At 63.8% G+C, this 19,432-nt stretch carries 12 protein-coding genes and 1 pseudogene; 9 read left to right on the top strand and 4 right to left on the bottom strand.

The genetic code is table 11. From position 1 onward, the window contains the following. Positions 1-4,825 (bottom strand): toxin TcdB middle/N-terminal domain-containing protein (locus L1787_RS25980; protein WP_235708052.1); only part of this gene is annotated, 4,825 nt, incomplete at its 3' end. A 911-nt stretch (positions 4,826-5,736) separates the two neighbouring features. On the opposite strand from L1787_RS25980, the gene L1787_RS07380 reads away from it, so the two are divergent. The 3 genes from L1787_RS07380 to L1787_RS07370 all read left to right on the top strand — a co-directional run bounded on the left by L1787_RS07380 (position 5,737) and on the right by L1787_RS07370 (position 8,014). Then, on the top strand, positions 5,737-6,783 hold the full coding sequence (locus L1787_RS07380; protein ID WP_235708051.1) for a replication initiator protein A: 1,047 nt from the start codon (positions 5,737-5,739) through the stop codon (positions 6,781-6,783). Positions 6,784-6,917: 134 nt separating this feature from the next. After that, positions 6,918-7,676 (top strand): ParA family protein, encoded by a 759-nt coding sequence (locus L1787_RS07375; RefSeq protein WP_235708050.1) that lies wholly within the window; start codon positions 6,918-6,920, stop codon positions 7,674-7,676. Next, positions 7,676-8,014 (top strand): hypothetical protein, encoded by a 339-nt coding sequence (locus tag L1787_RS07370; RefSeq protein WP_235708049.1) that lies wholly within the window; start codon positions 7,676-7,678, stop codon positions 8,012-8,014. Before L1787_RS07375 ends, L1787_RS07370 begins: the two co-directional genes overlap by 1 nt. 100 nt (positions 8,015-8,114) lie before the next feature. Here L1787_RS07370 and L1787_RS07365 read toward each other — a convergent pair. The 3 genes and pseudogenes from L1787_RS07365 to L1787_RS07355 all read right to left on the bottom strand — a co-directional run. Next, positions 8,115-8,417, bottom strand: a pseudogene (locus tag L1787_RS07365) (integrase core domain-containing protein); the annotation flags it as partial. Positions 8,418-10,883: 2,466 nt separating this feature from the next. Continuing rightward, the gene (locus L1787_RS07360) at positions 10,884-11,837 is read right to left on the bottom strand and encodes a hydroxymethylglutaryl-CoA lyase (RefSeq protein WP_235708048.1); all 954 of its coding nucleotides are present in this window, start codon (positions 11,835-11,837) and stop codon (positions 10,884-10,886) included. 56 nt (positions 11,838-11,893) lie between these two features. Then, entirely contained in the window at positions 11,894-12,868 is a 975-nt protein-coding gene (locus L1787_RS07355) for a LysR family transcriptional regulator (protein WP_235708047.1), read from the bottom strand. Positions 12,869-13,186: 318 nt separating this feature from the next. Here L1787_RS07355 and L1787_RS07350 point away from each other — a divergent pair, with 318 nt between their 5' ends. The 6 genes from L1787_RS07350 to L1787_RS07325 form a co-directional block, all read left to right on the top strand. Then, entirely contained in the window at positions 13,187-14,164 is a 978-nt protein-coding gene (locus L1787_RS07350) for an SMP-30/gluconolactonase/LRE family protein (RefSeq protein WP_235708046.1), read from the top strand. Positions 14,165-14,366: 202 nt separating this feature from the next. Further along, positions 14,367-15,365 carry a TRAP transporter substrate-binding protein gene (locus L1787_RS07345; RefSeq protein WP_235708045.1) on the top strand — a complete coding sequence of 333 codons (999 nt, stop codon included), beginning with the start codon at positions 14,367-14,369 and terminating at the stop codon, positions 15,363-15,365. 19 nt (positions 15,366-15,384) lie between these two features. Then, entirely contained in the window at positions 15,385-15,909 is a 525-nt protein-coding gene (locus L1787_RS07340; protein WP_235708044.1) for a TRAP transporter small permease, read from the top strand. Next, on the top strand, positions 15,903-17,180 hold the full coding sequence (locus L1787_RS07335; protein WP_235708043.1) for a TRAP transporter large permease: 1,278 nt from the start codon (positions 15,903-15,905) through the stop codon (positions 17,178-17,180). Before L1787_RS07340 ends, L1787_RS07335 begins: the two co-directional genes overlap by 7 nt. Before the next feature lie 15 nt (positions 17,181-17,195). Continuing rightward, on the top strand, positions 17,196-18,380 hold the full coding sequence (locus tag L1787_RS07330; RefSeq protein ID WP_235708042.1) for a CaiB/BaiF CoA transferase family protein: 1,185 nt from the start codon (positions 17,196-17,198) through the stop codon (positions 18,378-18,380). 247 nt (positions 18,381-18,627) lie between these two features. After that, on the top strand, positions 18,628-19,432 hold an 805-nt coding region (locus tag L1787_RS07325), incomplete at its 3' end, for an RHS repeat domain-containing protein (protein WP_235708041.1).

Genomic DNA, 19,432 nt, shown 5'->3' with positions numbered 1-19,432 from the left:
CCCGGCTGACGCGGTTGAGACCGTCCCAGACGATCGTCCGGTTGATCGCGGCAAAACCCTGGACCGTCTCGAGATTGCCGTTGGCGTCATAGGTGAGGCTGCCGCCGCGGATCGCCGTCGGCGCGTGCGGGCGCGGCTGGCCGGCGGCGGGGTAGGTGTAGTGCCCCATACCGGTCTTGAAGGTGAGGTTGCCGTTCGGATCGTAGCTGTAGTCGGTCAGCGTGTCCGTCGCGGTGTTGCGCGCATAATCGAGCCGGCCGGCGGTGTCGTAATAATAGGCCCACTGATCGGCCTCGGTCGGCCCGCCGGTCGAGGTGATCCGGCCCGCCCCGTCTCGCGTGAAGGTCCGCCGCCACAGGCGCGTGCCGCCGCGCATGAGGTCGATCTCGTCGAGCCAGCCCCGCTCGGCGTCATAGGTCCACTCGGCACGAACGCCGTTGGCATAGTCGCGGGCGGTGAGCTGGCCCCTTGCATCGTAGCTCGAGCCGGTGACGAGCTCGGGAACGACAGTCGGCTTGCCGGTGGCGGTGTAGACCCACGGGTCGTTCCCGGCCCCGATGCGGTCTCCGTCCGGATACTCGATCCACCGTGTGAAGCCGGCATTGAAATAGCTCTCGGTCCGCTCGTACGTTGCCCCGTTCGCCGTGAAGGTCTGCGTCGTGACGAGCCCGCGCGGGTCATAATCGTAGGTGTAGGTGACGTTGTCGTTCGACGCCGTCGTCAGCTCACCCTTGTTGAACGCGTTCGGCCGCACCTCGTCATAGGTGAGCGTATCGGTGGAGGCCGAGTTCGTCCCCGCGCGCATCGTGCGCGAGGTCATCCGGTTCAGACCGTCATAGGTGAAGTCGGTGCGCTGCGTTTTGGCGTCGACCCGCCGCGTCAGGCGGTCGTCGTCGTCATATTGGAAGATCCAACGCCCGGAGTTCGGGTCGTTTGCGACCGTGCGGCGCCCCAGCGTGTCATAGGCGTAGTTCGCCGTGTTCCCGGCGCTGTCGCTCGCCGACCGCAATTGATCGAGGCCGTCATAGTTGAAGCGCGTCTGGGCGCTGATGTTCGCCCGATCGACGATGATGAGGGTCGTTCGTCCGAAGCCGTCGGTGAAGGATTGCGTCTCGACGCCGACCTCGTTCGTCACGATCGTGTTGAGCGCGTAGTTGACGCTCAGCGGGACATCGTAGCGCGTGTCGATCGCGTTCCCGTCGGGAAAGAGGCGGCGAACCTCCCGGTTCAGGGCATCATACTCGATGCTCGTGGTGTAGATGTTGGAGGCGCCTTCGAAATAGGGAGCGCTCGTGCTGCGGACATTGCCACGGGCATCGAAGCCCGTATTGACGCGAATGATCTCGCCGGCGGCCTGCGGTTGGCGGGTGAGATAGACCCGGCCGAGACCGTCGAAATTGTAAGAGACGAACCGCTGAAGCCCCGAAACACCATGCCGCTGAACGAGAATGCGCTGGTTCGTCGGATCCCCAAGGTTGATATAATCGGTCCGCCGGAAGTCGTTCCCCGGAAGGGTGACGTCGATCTCTCGGCAGAGGGCATCGTACTGATAGGTGGTGACGCTGCCGTTGACGTCCGTGGACGTCGCCGGCGCCAGGCAGAGATTGTTCCACCTCGCCCGCTCGACGAGGCCTTCCGGATGCGTCGTCTTCGTGACGAACTGATGGAAGACCGCATCGTATTCATACGACGTCGTGTGTCCGAGCGGCGTCGTCTCGGACGTCAGGTTGCCCCAGGTCGCATCATACGTGAAATCGGTCTCGGTCCAGCGATCCTCGCTCTCGAGATAGCGCGAGACCCGGGTGAGGTTCGTGTTCGTCGGCAGCGTGTCGTAGTCGGTGGCGCCGGAATAGAAATGACTGGTTCGCCGCAGGATCGCGCCGTCGGTCCCATTGCCCGTGTAGACGACGATCGTGCGGGGCAGATTGACGAGGTAGATGGATTCGTTGCGGATGAACGTCGTGTTGGTGGTTCGCGCGCCTCCCGCACTCGTCGGCACGGCAAAGTCGTGCTGCCTGCGGACGAGCCCGAACGCATCATGGGTATAGGTCGAGCGACGCCCTTTATCATCCCGGCCAGCCTGGACGAGAACGGACTTCTCTTCCGTGACGAGCGCGCGATAAGGCAGAACGCCGTTGCGGGAGGTCACATCCTTCGTATCGCGCGAGACGAGCGTATCGGCCCCGTCATAGCGCTCGACCGATGAGGGCAGGCCGATCGCGGCGAAGAGCTGGTAATAGGTGATCTGCAGACGCGGGCGCCCCGCCTCGCCCGGAACCTGCGGCAGACGGGCCGTGACGTTGCGAAAGCCCAGAAACTCCCGCTCCGATGTGCTCCACGACCCGCCACTATAGGAGAATGTCGTGCGGGAGGTCGTGCCCCGCCCATCGTCGACCTGCAGCTCCCTGACCGTCTGCATGACGAAGGGCAACGGACCGTTGTTCCAATCCGAGGACGGTCGATAATCGATCGTCGTGGTGGCGCCGAACGGGATCGTGAGCTCGTGGACGAGATTTTGCGGCGGGCGGGCCGAGGTTCGGACGGCGATGTCGCCGTCGGTGTTGAAGTTGACCCCGATCTCGCCGAGGAAATCGGCGAGGCCGTCGCCGTTGAAATCGGCGGTCCCGCCGGCCTGTGTGAACCCGGCATTCTGGTAGGCGAAGCCGTTCCCGGTCGACAACAGGACGGCAGGGGGGATCGAGCCCGCGTACCAGGTCGTCTCCACCATATTGATATCGGCGCGACCGTCGCCGTTGAAGTCGCCGAGAACCCACCGGCCGAGCCCTGCCGGGAAGGTCGTCCGGTCGGCGCCGGCGATCGGGAAGCTGCGTTGCTCAAAGCCCTTGCCCGTGTTGAGGAACACGCGCATCGAGGGTGTGTTGGTGTTGGTATTGGCGAGGTTCGAGACAAAATCGTCGAGGCCGTCGCCGTTGATGTCGGCGATCATCGGAGAGTTCGGTGCGGTGCCGGGCTGCACTATGAGCTTCGGCATCGTGGTGTTCTGTTCGGAGAGCACCCGATTGAACTGCTGATCGTCCGGCGACCAGGTGAAGACCCGAGAATTGCCCCCGGCGGTGAGGTGCATGACGTCGGCCTTACCGAGACCGAACGCATCGAGGGCGACAACCTCGCAGGTCCTCGGGTCGAGGACGTTCACACACAAGGTGCGTCCAAAGTTCTTCCGGGTCGGGGTTCCGCCGGTCCGCCCGAAGAAAACGTCGCCATAGGTCGGGATCAGGATGTCGTCGATGCCGTCCCCGTCGAAATCGGCGACCACATTGTACTTGAGAGAAAAGCGGACTGGCTCGACGCAATCATTCGCGGTCACGTTCCCTTGCGTGAAGATGCGCGAGGCGCTGCTAATGCTCGACGGCCCGAAATAGTAGACGTCGACGGCGATCCGCTCATGGGCGAGCTGACCGTTCTCGTCCTCCTGCCGACAATAGGAGAAGCGGATGAGGTCGGATCGCCCGTCTCCGTTCATGTCGCCCGATCGGAAGCTCACGACCTCGCCGGGTTTCGTGCGACAATAGGGTGAAGTGACGTTCGGAACGGTGTAAGTCGCTTGGGCCTCGACGCCTTGCCGTCGGACATAGACGAGACAGTCGCCCGCGGACACCGAACCGCTCGGCGGCCCCTTGATCTGGGGGAGGATCAGGTCGTCCTTGTTGTCCCCGGTGACGTCACCCGCGAGATAGGGCCACTCGCGTGCCTTGTCATTGGTGTTGGTCTGGGCCCAAGCCGGGTTGACGCGGTTTGCGGTAAAACTCGTGGCAGGAAGGCGCGTGCCGCCCGTCACCACCCCGCCCGAGATGCTGACATTGCTTCCATAGCGCCAGACGTTCGCCAGCTGCGAGACGCCGTCGAGGGCGTTGTTGTTGTAATCCAGCCGATAGGCACCCTGGGTCGCCCCGTTCGCCCGCACCTCGATCGTGGTCAGACGGCGGTTGACCGTGAGGAGCCCGGCCCCGGTGGCATAGGAAAAGGGATCAGGACGGGCTTCGTGATAGAAGCGGATCTCGTAGGCGTTGTAGCTGATCGAGCTCGGGATGCAGTAGGCGATCTGGAAGCACGCATAGTCGTACGTGACCACCCGGCCGTTGGTGTCGGTGATCGAGGCGAGAAGCCATCGATAGTTGTTGAGCAGCCGGTTCTCGTCACCGGTCGACCCTGTCGCCGAGCTGAACGCACTGACCGGCTTGAAAAAGAGTTTTACGCCGTCCCGCCGCGTAATCGTCCACGTGTTCGGCCCGGTATTGTTGCGGATCTTCCGGAAATCCTCGACCCGCATGACGTAATTGCCGCCATTGTCGCAACTGGGGCTCGCGACGTCGATGTCCGCGCACGCCACCATCTCCCGACCATTCAACAGATAGATATCGTCGCTGTTGAATTGCGGCGTGCCGCGACCGGGCCGGGCACGATCGATGACCGGAATGCCGTCGAGACGCATGCCGACGCCCGTCAACCCCTTCACGAGGCCGCTATATCGCAGGCGCTGGTTGGAGCTGTAGACGAGGCTGAGCGCGGGCGTGATGTCGTAATAGTCCGGCACGTCGATCGCGATGCGATGTCCGAACGCGCCGTTCGAATAGGTCTCGGGCTCGGGCAAAATCGAGGTCGGCGCCTGAAGCTGAGCGGGGAGTGTATCGTCGGCGCGCACCGTCGGCGCGGATTGTTCGGCCGACGGCGCGTCTTCCATTTCCGAACTCGAAGCCTGATTCTGGTCGGTCGTCGTCGCAGTCGAGCCGGCGGTCGAATCCCCGGTGTTGGCCTGATCGACGGACCCAGTCTCGGCGCTCTCGCCTTGTTCGGAGCTGTCCACAGGAGCAATATTCCGAATTGGCAAGTTGCATTGGAAAAATGCGCTGCCTGCTTATGAGGCAGGCCGCCTCGCCGACGACCCTTGATGATCGGTTTTCCTGCTTTTTCCGCGCCCCTCGAAAATGCCGCCGGCCGTGATGAGCCGACGACGTGGAGTTGGTAGAACTTGCGGCGCAGATGGGTCCAGCTTTTGAAACAAGAGATGGCTCGTCCCATTAGTGGCGGAAGGCATCTCGCAGGGGCCGGAACGGACGTGGAGGACCTGGTGCGAGTCAGGTTGCCGGAGCCGTGGCCGGTGACCCTCGTTCCGCCGGCAGAGGGAACGGCTTTTTTGGGCGCTGCTGAGTGCTCTTGGTACTTGACCCCTCCCGGACCTGTCCAAACGTCGTTTCGCTTATGTGAGGGCTGGAAATAGCCGCCGCAAAGCCGTTCCGCCGGCATTGAGGTCGCCATCTTGGTCTCTGAGACGACCACACGCTTTCTTCGAGAGCGGCACTGCGGCGTTTTTGCTTGCTCTATCGGAGTAGATTGAGGCTTGGCGGTGATGTCGCTTTCAAAAAATGAAAGAGGATGAGGCCCGGGCCAAATACCGCTTTAGGCTAGGCCGTAGGCCCGGGGCGAAGCGAGGGAGTGCGAGCGGAGGGTAGGAAATGCAGCATTTGCGTCTTGCACGGAGGAGCGGTTCGGGATTGGTGCTGGTGTTAAATTATGAGTTAGAATTTGTGTTACGCTGTGGATGAGCACTCATAAGGGACTGATTTAAGAGTGAAATTCGGAATGGTTGGTGGGTAAAACCCCGAATCTCGGTGGGTGAAACCCCGAATCTCGGTGGGTGATACCCCGAATCTCGGTGCCGGTGGGTGAAACCCCGAAAATCGTTGACTCAGTGGGCGAAACCCCGAAAGATGAGGTATGGTGGATGAAACCCCGAATAATGTGAGCCAACTCATTCCCGACCGGCATCCGCAGCATGATCTGTTCATCTGCGATGTGGCCGATGCGGTTCTGAAGGATGTGATGGCGCATATGGAGCATCCCTTCTATTCCCTATCCAAAAAACCAGAAACAACGGTCCGGCGGTATGAGCATAACGGAAACTGGCTGGAAATAACTCCCTCCGTTAAAGGCCTCGCCACGATCTATGACAAGGATATTCTGATCTATTGTATCTCGAAAATCTTTGCGAAGATAAAAATTAACGAGAAGATCAGCCCTCGAATTCGGATCAATTCCCATGATCTGCTTCGCTTTGCCAATAGGGGCACAGCGGGCAAGGACTACGTGGCCTTGGTCGATGCCTTGGAGCGACTGCGCGGCACAACCATCTCGACGAACATCCGCACGGGCGACGAAGAGCAGATCGATACGTTCGGATTGATCGAAGCCTCCTCTGTCCGTCGCAAGCACGGCCTCGACGGCCGGCTTCTTTGGGTGGATGTCACGCTCTCGGAGTGGGTCTTCAACGCCATCCGGGCGCAGGAGGTTCTAACGCTTCACCGGGACTATTTCAGGCTGCGCAAGCCGATCGAGCGCCGAATCTATGAGATTGCGCGCAAGCATTGCGGGCAGCAGGACAGCTGGCGGATTGGCTTGCAGACCCTGCTCAAGAAATCGGGGTCCAAGGCCGACTTGAAAGAGTTCAGGCGTTCGGTTCGGCACCTGGCCGAGCACGACCACTTGCCGGACTATAGCGTTTCCTTCGACCCTGTGGCCGACATGGTGATGTTCCACAACCGGGGCTCGATGGCGGCCACCCTCCCCTCTTCTGCCTGGGAAGGCCAGCTCGACCCGGAAGCCTATCATGATGCGCGCGAAGCGGCGCCGGGATGGGATGTGCACTATCTCGAGCGGGAGTGGCGGCAGTGGCTCGGGGAGAATGAGATCGAGCCGAAACACCCGCCCCGGCACTTCGTGAAATTCTGCCAAACCTGGCGTGAGAAGCGAGGCGCGCCGTCATAGCTCATGATATCATTTTATATCTTGAGATACGATATGCTATCATATGATTTCTTATCATTTTATATCATATGGTATTGTAAGGTATTTCGCACTAGAATCGCTCCTGGTCGCAAACCACTCCATAGGAACCACCCATGCCCATCATCGCTTTTGCAAACTCGAAAGGAGGCTCAGGAAAAACCACAAGCGCTTTGCTGCTTGCCTGCGAGCTCGCCGAATCCAAACCCGTCACCGTCATCGATGCCGATCCGCGGCGACCAATCTCGACCTGGGCCGGTCAGCACCCGAGCCAGATCCAGGCTGGCAAGAGTGACGAGAACGCCGAGGCCAAACGAAAGCGCAGGGCGGACCAGGTGCCGCCGAACATGCGCGTCATCACCTCCAATGGTGAAAATTCCATCCTCGAAGAGATCGAGGAGGCGGCCGAGAACTCCGTCTTCGTGATCATCGATCTGGAAGGCGTCGCTTCCAAGCTCGTCAGCTATGCGATGAGCCAGGCCGATTTTGTGATCGTGCCGATGAAGGAGCAGGAGCAGGACGCGAATGCGGCGCTCGACATCATCATGGAAATCCATCGCAACATGAAGGCCGTACGACGCAAGATCCCGTACGCTGTCCTGTTCACGCAGACGAGGTACGTGAAGTCTCGGACTGCTCGGCACATTGCGTCCCAATTTCGTGACAACGACCGCATCGACACGTTTGAGACGGAAATCGACGAGCGCGACGCCTATTCGTCGGTGTTCTCCACTGGTGGCAGCGTGCGCTCCCTCGACCCGAAGAACGTCAACAACCTCGAGAAGGCGATCGCGAACGTCGAGGCGTTCCGCAATGAAGCGATCGCGAAGCTGCGGGCGCTTCGCCAGAGTGGTGACGAGAGGCAGGTGGCGTGATGGCGGGCAATAGAGAAGCACTGGACATCCCGGCATTCGACAGCCTCGATGATTTTGACCTCCCGAAGAGCCGAACGGCGAAACCTGCGCCAGCCGCACCGGATAAGCCCTCGCCAAAGCGTGCCCCAACCGCCACGAGCGGCCGTGCGCGCCAGGCCGTCGACCGAGCCTCCAGCTTTCCGAGCCGGGAAGCGCCTGACGAGGGACAGCTGAACATGCGCGGACCGAATGCCGTTCTCGACCGGTTCAAAGCGCTCTGCAAAGCGGACCGGCGAAAATACGCCGACATGCTGGAGATCCTCATGGACCTCTATGACGAACAGGCTGGCAAGGCCTGAAGCGGAGCGGCTTGCCCCTCAGAACGGAAGATTGTCGTCTGCCGCACCATTCGACCCCGGCTTGGTCGGTTCTCCGCCAGGGTCGAGTGCATCTGATAGCCTAGCAGATTGAGCTTTTAGTAGAACCACCTTGCTGTGACCCCCGCGGTTCATCCAATTGAACACGGGGTCGGCGTTTGCGACGCTGTTGCGCTGGCGGAGCAATGGGCGATCGGCGGAGCGCCCCCATTACGAGGAGCCGATCGCCCATTGCGGTAAGTTGGGCGGCGTAGGCCACCGACGTGGAATAACCGAGCGCCGAGTGCGGCCTGTCGTGGTTGTAGTCGGCGACCCAGCGGGCCATGACGCTTCGGGCATGGGCGAGGCTGGCGAACAGCGTCTCGTTCAAGAGCTCATCGCGCATTTCCACGAGATGGGCGACAGCGATCCGCTTGGCGGCGGACGTCAACATTTTCGGACGATAAGGTCTTTCAACGCGGTGTTGTCGAGCATCGCATCGGCAAGCAGCCGCTTCAGCTTGGCAAGAGGCCGATCCGCGCCGGCCTACGTCTCAGCCTCGACGCCGTCATGGGCGAGGATTGGGGCGAGATCGATCTCGGACGCAGCCGACGCGCGTCACCGCCTCAAGCTTGAACTCGCGGCTGAACTTCCTTCTCCGCATTCCAATCCTCCGGTACTTCGAACACCCTATCTCGGTGTCCACGAAGCCGGCAGCAGGCCAGTACTAGGCTCATAGGTCGTCCGCTATGTGCCCCAAAGAATCGGAATTCAGCGTCCGGCACCCGAACCGGAAGGTCACGAGTAGGAAACAGCCCCCTCTCCCCCCGAGGTCTCTATCCGCGTTGTGGGGGCACCCAACGGAAGACAGGCGGTCAACCCGGTTGGGCAGGTGGCTTTTTGCCTCCAATTCCGGCGCATTGAAAAATTAGGGTCCCCCGCCGGTCCACGCCGTGGGGCGCTGAACTTTGCCCCTCCCCCGGCGGATTAGCGAACGCGGCTCATCCCGATAGAGCGACTTGCAGTGTGTCATCGCCTCCCGCGCATGGCGTTTAGACGCGCCTGGGGGCGCCGTGGCGCGCCTACTCCATTGATGGGGCCCTACCCATCCAAAGCAAAGATGCTTATCTCCGGCCGCCTGAGAGCCTCCTGAGCCATATCCAGGATCAAGGGCCCGGAGCGGTTGGTCGGCTTCTGGCAAAGCTGAGCGAACCGACGCCGGCACACAGTCAACCGACCCCAACATCCCGCCAATACCGGCGTTTCCGTTCTTCCGGTCGCCTTCCGCGGAACAAAAGCCCCGGATTTCCTGAATGTTGCGAGGGTTGCGAGGGTTGGGCGAGGGTCAAAAGCGAACCCTCGCAGGCAATTTTCCCTTTTATTTCAAAGGCATAATGAATCTCTGCGAGGGTTGCGAGGGTTATCTCGTGTGTACGTATGAGAAAAAATTCGAAAGAGGGCGACAAGGGGGTCACTGCCCAGCCCCCAAACGTACGCGCGCGCGAGAACCCTCGCACCCTCGCAAGTCGCCACTATGTCATTGATTGAAAAGCGATTTTTACCTGCGAGGGTTCGCTTTTGACCCTCGCCCAACCCTCGCAACCCTCGCAATGTCGAGAGTAGGCTGCGCTGCGGAAGCCGTGAGCGTACCGGTGAGAGTCCCGCAAAGGCAATCCCAGTCGGATGGGTCCTCGGCGGTATTATCGCTGACCCATGATCGCGTGCTTTTCGAAGCTCAGCACGCCTCGGCCGGTGTCGGATCGCTCAGCCGCAAGGGTTGCGAGGTGCTCGTCGCAGCCGCGACGCATGTCGAGCGGTCCCGCTTGCTCGGATAGGATGCGGACAGCCATCTCGCAGCGCGAGGGCGTTGCATCGATTGATCTCAGTTTTGGGATCAGATTGGTGCAACGCGCCCACCGATGCCCGCCGGCCTCCCTAGGGCGCCGTTAAACGGCCCTGGGAGGCTCGTGAGAGCCATGAGCGTCAATTTGGGCCCCTTGGGTCCCTTGGAAAAAGATGCGCCTCTCCGTCGCCCTGAGGGCCATATGGGGCACACCCAGAATCTTGATCTCAAAGCGAGAGGACGCTTTCGACGAAACCGCCTTCCCGATGCACGTCGACGCACAGGCGCGCTCTGGCTCCATACGGGGCCGTTTCCAGCCGATCGTCTCATGCCAGGGAACAAAAACCCCGGATTTCCTGAGCGCTGCGAGGGTCTGCGAAGGTTTGCGAGGGTTTGCGAGGGTCGACGGCGGCCCCGCGAACTCGATTCCCCCTTTTATTTCAATATCTTAATCTCTCTCTGCGAGGGTTTGCGAGGGTTTTCTAGTATTTACGCATATGAAGAAAAACTCGATTTAAAGCCAGAATTCGATCCCTCACGCGTGCGCGCGCGAGAACCCTCGCAAACCCTCGCAGAGAGACGTACGTCGTTGATTTTAAACTGGAATTTTGCGGAGAGGGTTGTTTGCGACCCTCGCAAACCCTCGCAAACCCTCGCAAACCCTCGCAAACCCTCGCAAACCCTCGCGAAATCGAGCGTGTAATGTGAGCCTAGCGATGCGATCCCGACAAAGGCAATCCCTGACCAGCGCTTGAAAGCCGAGACCACCCATCGCCCCAAGCCTCTCGGCCCGCTTTTGCCGAGGGGGCGCGGGGGACCATAGCGGAAGAACGTCGCCAGTGCGCAAGTGAATGCTGCCGTTCTCTGGCCTCATCGACCCGCGGTTTGCCTCGCGGGTCTGTGGGCAGCAGCGGTACGAGGCTCCCGAACTGCGCATCGCTCAGCCGAGAATACTCTCGGATCATGGCGATCTCCCTTCGGAGATCGTGGATCAGATCCGCCTTAACGGATCGTGCTTATGGGTCCTGCCTAGGCTGCAACGGCCTGGCTCGGCGGGATGCCGAGGAGATCGGCAAACAGGCGTGCTCGCGGGATGGCGCGGGCGTGGCTCGCCATAGGCGAGCCACTTTCGGCGAGGATCATCGTACCAGCGTCGAGCAACTTTTCGAGGTCGATGCCCGTCGTCACGCCGAGGCGCTGGAACAGGTAGACGACGTCCTCGCTCGGAATGTTGCCGGTCGCGCCCGGCGCGAAGGGGCAGCCCCCGAGCCCCGCCACCGAGGTGTCAAAGGAGCGGATGCCACTGTCCATCGCGGCGAGGACGTTGGCGATGCCGAAACCGGCCGTGTCGTGACCGTGGAAGCCGAAGCGCGCGCTGCCGCCGAAGGTATCGATGCAGCGCTTGGTGAGGCTTTTCACGTGCGCGGGCGTCGCCATCCCGGTCGTGTCGCTGATGGCGTAGTCCATCCCCTCCCGCAGCGGGATGATCTTCTCGAGCATGGCCATCACCTGGCCCTCGTCCGTCACCCCGTCGAACGGGCAGTGGAAGCAGGTGGCGAGACCGACGCGGATCGTCAGCTCGTTCAGCGGGTCGATCTCCTCCAGCATCGCCTTAAAGTCGGCGATCGAGGCCTCGGTCGAGCGACGCACGTTGGACTGGTTGTGCGCCTCGGAGACCGAGAGGACGAAGATGAGGTTCTTCACGCCCGCCGCCACTGCCCGCCGCGCGCCCTTGGCGTTGGGGACGAGCGTCATGCCGGCGACGGTCGGCATCGGCGGCAAGCCCGCCATGACGGCCTCCATGTCCTGCATCTGCGGGATCGCCTTGGGGCTGACGAAGGAGCCGAGCTCCATCCGCGTAAAGCCGGCGTCCGCAATGCGGCGGATGAGGTCGATCTTCACCTCGGTCGGAATGAACTTGGCGATGTTCTGGAGCCCGTCGCGCGGTCCCACTTCGACGATTTCGACTTCGGTCGCGGTCATGGCGCATCTCCCTATCTCTCGGGCGATTCCCTAGAGGACGAGGCGGGTCGCGACCATTATCGGTTGGGAAGGGGCGGCCTCTCCGGTCGATAAACCTCCGCCTCGCCGCGAAGATGGCGCAGCATGAGGCGCACGGAGGCGTTGAGGCGGCCCGAGGAGCGCATGCAGATCGACAGAGTGCGGTGCGCCCACTCGTCCTCCAACCGAACGCTGACGACGCGTGGGTTTTCCGGCACTACGCCTTTCGGCATTACCGCGAAGCCGAGGCCCGCGGCCGCCATCTCGATCGCCGAGCCGAAGGTGGTGACCTCGAGGATCGGGTCGATGGTGAAGCCTTGCGCCTCTGCCGCCTCCGACAGCAGGATTTGCAACGAGCTGCCGGTCTCCAGACTGATGAAGGAGCGCTCGGCGAGAGCGCTGAAGCGCAGCGATCGGCTCGCAGCGAGAGGATCGGATGCCGGCAGGAGCGCGATCAGATGATCCTCCCGCCACGCGATCGCCGTCAGCCCAGCGGGCAGCGGGATGTGCCCGGCGAGGACGCCGATGTCGGCGATCCCGTCCTGCATCGACTGGATGACATTGGGGGTCGTCTCTTCCCGCACGACGATGCGGATGTCTGGGTGGAGGCGCGTGAAGCTCGCGATCTCGCGCGGTAGGAACTGGTGCATCGCCGAGGAGTGGGCATGGATGCGGACCTGACCACGCGTGCCGCCGGCATAGGTGGAGAGGTCCGCCGCCATCTCGTTGACGGATTCGAACAGCGCGCGAGCGTGGTGGGCGAGCGCCTCCCCCGCGGGCGTGGCGCTGACCCCGCGCGGGTGGCGGTAGAAGAGCTGCACATCGAGCTCGGTCTCGAGGTCGTTGATGCGCTTGCTGACGGCGGAGGAGGCGATGTGCTCCTGCTCCGCTGCCTTGGTGAGGCTTTTGAGATTGTACACCGCCACGAAGATGCGCAGCGTGGTGAGATCGAAGCGAATCATGGGCGCGCTTTCGACCAGGCTGGTCGTCTCGACGAAGTCGGGCGATCGCACAGGCGCGCTCCGCAGGGGCCGGCAGCACGGTTTTTCATCGTTTCGTGATGCTAGACCATTTTCGAAGCCGCTGGAATCGGCAAACGGCGATGGGCAAGGCGGTCCGGGCGACGCGTCCCTTCCGAAATCGGCCGCACCCGTCGGGAGTTCGCCGATTCAGAACGAGGGTGTTCCGAACCACGGCTTCTCCCGCGCCCGTTCGCCGCCATAACCTCTCATCAAGCCGTCGTGGCATCAGCGCGCCGGCTCCGTCAGATGTCTGCCGCCCGGCCGCCGAGGTGCCGCGGAACGAGCGGGCCGATGCTTGGGAGGACGACTATGGACGGCTTCACGCCGGGAGCGCTCGGCGGGGTCGGCGACGCGCTCGCGCGACCCGAATGCGTGCTCACCACGCGCACCGGTGATCTCTACGTGTCCTATTGCGCTGGACACGGCGTCGGCGGCGTCAGCCACGTCGACCCGGTCGGACGAACGCGCCACATCCTCGCCAAGGAAGCCCCAGAGGGATTCCTCCCCAACGGCATCGCGCTGCTGGCGGACCGGACCTTCCTCATCGCCAATCTCGGTCCAAGCGGCGGCGTCTACCACATGGCGGACGACGGCACGCTGACGCCGCGTCTCCTCGAGATCGAGGGCGCGCCGCTACCGCCGACGAACTTCGTCGGCATCGACCGCGAGGGGCGCACCTGGGTGACGGTCTCCACCCGGCAGGTCCCCCGCGAGACGATGATGTTCAAGGGTCGCGGCGACGGCTTCATCCTCGTGATGGAGGGGGACGGCGCCGACGCGCGCATCGTCGCCGAGGACATCGACTTCACCAACGAGGGCGTCGTCGATCCGACCGGTGCGTGGCTCTACGTCAATGAGACCATGGGCCAGCGCACCTCGCGCTACGCCATCGCACCGAACGGCGACCTCGGCGCCAAGGAGTTGGTCGCCCAGTATGGCCCCGGCACCTTCCCCGACGGGCTCACCTTCGATGCTGAGGGCGGGGTCTGGATCGTCTCGGTCTGCTCCAACCGCGTGGTGCGCACGCACGCGGACGGACGCCAGGAGATCGTGCTGGAGGACGCCGACCCGGATGTCCTCGCCGACTGCATCGCGCGGTTCGACGCCGGCGAGTGCGCGCGCCCGCTGATCGACACCGGCGGCAAGCGCGCGCTCGGCAACCTCGCCAGCCTCGCTTTCGGCGGCGCCGACCTCTCCACGATCTATCTCGGCACCCTGTTCGGCAGCCGGATCCTCCACATGCCGGCGCCGGTGAAGGGGGCCGAGCCTGTCCACTGGCGCTTCTAAAGCGACGCGCATTCCGAACGGAAAACCGGCTCCAATTTTCCTGAATGCGCTTCTTGCCACGCGTTCTGAGGCCCCACACGCCAGGGCCTTCGGCGCTTCGCCTCCCGGTATCGTCGGGAGCCGCGGGCGCGCGCCGCGAGGTGCGCTCCCCCATCCGCCACCGGCGGTCGCCGGGGCCCATAAAACGGGAGGAACACGGACCATGAACACATTCGCCACCGCCATCGCCGCGGCCGGCCTCGCGGCGCTGACGGCGCTGCCGGCCTTCGCGCAGGAGATGACCCTGCGCATGGGCACCTTCGCCACGTCGACGAGCCCGTGGGCGCAGGCCATGAACGCCTTCTCGGACATCGTCGAGGACCGGACCGAAGGCCGCATCGCGGTCGAGGTCTACACCGACGGCCAGCTCGGCGATATGCAGCAGCTCCTGACCGGCATGCAGCTCGGGACCATCGACATGGCCTACTTCGACGTCACCGTCGCCGCCTTCCTGAAGGGGGCTGAGGAGATCAAGGTCGCGATCGTTCCCTACCTGTTCGCCACCAAGGCTGACGCCGCCATGGTGCTGAACTCGGACCTCTTCCAGAAGATCTACGCGGACATCGCAGATCGCACGGGCGTTCGGATCTTCGCCGCCTACGGTGATCGCTCCCCCCGCGCGATCCAGACGACGAAGGGTCCCATCGAAACGCCCGAGGACCTCGAAGGCCTCAGGATGCGCGTCGCCGGCATGGACATCTATGAGGCGACGTTCGAGACGCTCGGCACCAAGATCACCTCGCTCGGCATGACCGAGATCTACAACGCCCTGTCACGCGGCATCGTCGACGGCCAGGACAACGGTTTCGAGCTCGCCATCCCACCGAAATACCACGAGGTCGCCAAGCACTGGTCCGCCACCGACCACGTCTACGGCGTCACCGGCTGGTTCATCTCCGAGCAAGTGTGGAACCGCCTGTCGGACGAAGACAAGGCGATCTTCCGCGAGGCCGGGAAGGCCGCCGGCAAGGTCTCGACCGACGCCACGAACGCGCTCGACGCCCAAGCCCGCGAGATCCTCGAGGCAGCGGGCGTGACCTACACCGAGCCCGACCGCGCGGCTTTCGAAGAGGCGCTGAAGGACGTCTACAAACAGTTCGAGGGGACGACCTGGCCCGAGGGTCTGGTCGCTCAGATCCGCGCGATGCAAGACCAGAACTGACCCGGCGGAGGCCCCCGACATGCTCGACTTTCTCGCGCGGATCGAGGCGGGCCTCGCCTTCGCTGTCAAGGTCGCGGCGACGCTCGTTATGATCGTCGTCGCGGTCTTCACGCTCGGCTCGGCGTCCGACCGCTATATCTACGACACCCACTTCAACGCCTACGACCAGATCGCGCAGCTCGCGCTCGTCTGGCTAACCTTCCTCGGCATCGTGCTCGCCTTCCGGGCGGGCACGAACATCCGTGTCGACCTCGTCGATGGGATGCTGCCGGTACGCCTCCTCGCCCTACGGGACATCCTGAGCGACGTCGCCGCCATCGGCATCTTTGGCGTCATCCAATGGAAGGTCTGGCGCCTGGTGGAGGTCGGGGCCGGCCAGGTCATCATGGGCACGCCCTTCTCCTCCGACGCCACCTTCCTCGCCCTCGCCGTCAGTTCCGCGGCGGCGATGGTCGTCGTCGGCATGCGTCTCGTGCGGCGGCTCGCCCGGTGGGGCGCGCCGCCAGCCGATCGCGACACCGCTGCAGAGGATCGGACGTGCTGACCCTCATCTTCCTTGTCTTCCTCGGCGCCGTCCTCGTTGGCTTCGACGTCGGCCTGTCGATGGTCGCCGCCGCCATCGTCGGGATGGTCCTGCACCCGGTCTATCCCGTCGATCTCATCATGGTGCCGCTCACCATGTCGAACGCGGTCAACAACTCCACGCTCGTGACGATCCCGCTGTTCGTGCTCGCCGCCGAGATCATGAACCATGGTGGGCTGACGCGACGGCTGGTCGACTGGTCGCTGTCCGTCGTCGGCCATGTCAAAGGCGGTCTCAGCCAGGTGTCGATCACCTCAAACCTCATCATGGCGGGCGTGTCCGGCTCGGCCGTGGCAGACGCGGCGGCGACCGGCGGCCTCCTCATCCCGGCGATGCGCAAGGAGGGCTATCCGGCGGGCTATGCCGGCGCCGTCGTCGCCTCCGGCGCGATGCTGGGGCCGATCATCCCGCCGTCGGTTCCGATGATCATCTACGCGGTGATGGCCAACGTCTCCGTCGTCAAGCTCTTCATGGCGGGGATCGTGCCGGGCGTGATGCTGGCGGCGGGATTCATGGTCATCTGCTGGCTGATCGCGCGGGCCCGCAACTATCCCTCACGCCCCCGCCAGACGCTGCGTGCGATCCTCGCCACCACGCAGTACTCGCTGTTCGCGCTCGGGATGCCGATCATAATCCTGCTCGGAATGCGGTTCGGCTACGTCACCGACATCGAGGCGTCCGCCCTCGCGGCGCTCTACGCGCTCCTCGTCTCGGTGTTCGTCTACCGCGCCATCGGCCTCAAAAAGCTGATGCAGGTGATCTTCCTCGCCACGCGCTCGTCCGCGGCGGTGCTCTTCCTGCTGGCGGCGGCGGGGCCGTTCGGCTGGCTGCTCGCGGAGGCGAAGATCAACGATGCTATCGCCGGCGGCATCCTCTCGCTCACGTCCAATCCCCTGCTGGGACTCCTCCTCATCAACCTGATCCTGCTCGTGATCGGCTGCTTTCTGGAGCCGCTTCCCGCGCTCGTGATCTTCGTTCCGTCCTTGCTGCCGGTCGGTGCGGCGCTGGGGCTGGACCCGGTGCATCTCGGCCTCGTCATGGTGATGAACCTGATGATCGGGATGCTGACGCCGCCGGTGGGGCTGCTCCTGTTCGTGGTGGCCGGCATCGGGCAGATGCCGCTATTGCCCATCATCCGGGCCGTGGTGCCCTTCCTCTTGTGGTCGCTCGTCGTTCTCGGCATCGCGACCGTCTTTCCGGCCGTCGTCCTGTGGCTGCCGGGCCAGGTCTGACCATTGGAGCGCTTCATGTCGCAAGGCCCGCTCGCCGGGATCCGCATCGTCGATCTCACCCGCGTGCTCGCCGGCCCCTTCTCCACCATGCTCCTCGCTGATCTCGGCGCGGAGGTGATCAAGGTGGAGACCCCGGCTGGAGACCAGATCCGCGGCCAAGGGGGGATGCGCAACGGCTTCTCCTGGTATTTCGCCGGCTTCAATCGCAACAAACGGTCGGTGAAGCTCAATCTGCGAACGGCGGAGGGAATGGCGGTCCTCGAGGACCTCATCCGAACCGCCGACGTCCTGGTGGAGAATTTCCGCCCCACCGTGCTCGACGCCATGGGCCTCACCTCAGAGGTGCTGAAGGGGCTGAAGCCGGACCTCGTCGTTTGCTCCATCTCGGGCTACGGCCAGACGGGCCCCTACAAGGACCGCCCGTCGTTCGACTTCATCGCCCAGGCGATGAGCGGGTTCATGAGCTCGACCGGCTATCCGGACCGTGAACCGCTGCGGGCGGGCCTGCCGATCTCGGACCTCGTCGCCGGGCTCTACGGCGCCCTCGCGGTGTCGGCGGCGCTGCGTCGGCGGGAGGTGACGGGCCAAGGCGAGCGGATCGACGTGGCGCTCGTCGATTCGATCCTCTCATTCGCGTCCTATTTCGCCGCCAATTACCTCGCCACCGGCGAGGCGATGGAGCGCACCGGCAACGACCATCCGGTCGTGGCGCCCTACGGCGTGTTCCGCGCCAAGGACGGCGACGTCGCGATCGCGCCCAGCAACGATCAGATCTACGGGCGCCTGATGGATGCGCTGGGGCTGCGCGACGCGTTGTCGGGGCCTGAGTTCGCCACCAACGCCGCGCGGATGAAGAACCGCCCCCGGGTCAACGCGATCATCGACGCCAAGATCGGCGAGGACACCCGCGACCACTGGATCGACGTCCTGAACGCGGCGGGCGTGCCGTGCGGGCGGGTGCTGACCTACCCCGAAGTGTTCGAGGATCCGCAGATCCTGGCGCGCGAGATGGTGTGCGAGGTGGACCATCCCGGCCGCGGGCCGATCCGCATGGTGGGCTTTCCTATGAAGCTGTCCGAGGCGCCGTGCGACATGCGCCGCCCCGCCCCCGAACTCGGCGCCGACACCACCCCCGTCCTCGAAGCGCTGGGGTACGACGCGGAGCGGATCGCGGCCCTGCGCAGCGGCGGAGTTATCTGAAGGCCGGGCGTCCCGGCCGGAGGTCAGCGGGCCTCGCCGCGGCGGATCGCGAGCGCGGGTCGGGGCGCGCGCGGCCCCATCCCAAGCCAGCGCAACGTTCGTGTCATCCGCACCGTCGCGCCCCACCTCTACCGGCTGCGCAATCTCGTCGAGCGCTCCTTCAACAAGCTGAAGCACTTCTGCTACATCGCCACCCGTTTCGATAAACTCGCCCGAAACTTCATGACCGCCGTCGCTCTCGCGCACGATGCGCGCGGGGACGAACTCGGCCTCCACCGATACGCTCACCTATGACGAGGTGCGGCCGAACGCGTTCAACAAGGGTGAGCTGACGACGGCGTCGAACGACAACGTCACCTACACCTACGATTATGACCCGCGCGGGCTCGTCACGACGCAGACCTTCACGGCGAACGGGGCAACGTACGAGCGGACCGAGAGCTATTTCAATGCCGGCTTCACACGGTGGATCGAGTATCCGGACGGAGACCGCATCGGGGCCGGGAACGACCCGTGGGTCTACACCGCCACCGGCAAGCCGACTGTCGTTCCCGAGCTCGTCACCGGCTCGAGCTACGATGCAAGGGGCCAGCTCACCGCCCGCGACTATGCCAACGGCGTTCGTGCCGAGTGGACCTATGACGCCGAGCGGGGCTGGCTCGACGAGATCGACCTCATGCGCGGCGGCACGCGCCTGTGGCGGCGGACCTTCACGCGAGACGGGGCGGGCCGGATCACCTCGACCGGCGGGCCGACCGAGGCCGATCAGTGGGCCTATTATTACGACACCGCCGGCCGGCTCGATTATGCGCGCAACACCGCGACGGACACGCTGACCGACTACAGCTACGATCCGAACGGCAACCTCACCTTCAAGACCGGTATGGGGCACTACACCTACCCCGCCGCCGGCCAGCCGCGCCCGCACGCGCCGACGGCGATCCGCGGCGGCAGCCTCACCTATGACGCCAACGGCAATCTCGAGACGGTCCAGGGTTTTGCCGCGATCAACCGGACGATCGTCTGGGACGGTCTCAACCGCGTCAGCCGGG

The sequence above is a fragment of the Acuticoccus kalidii genome, assembly GCF_021556395.1.
GTDB classification, from domain to species: Bacteria; Pseudomonadota; Alphaproteobacteria; order Rhizobiales; family Amorphaceae; genus Acuticoccus; species Acuticoccus kalidii.
Note: the sequence above shows the minus strand (reverse complement) of the source record. Positions and strands in the feature narration are given on the sequence as shown.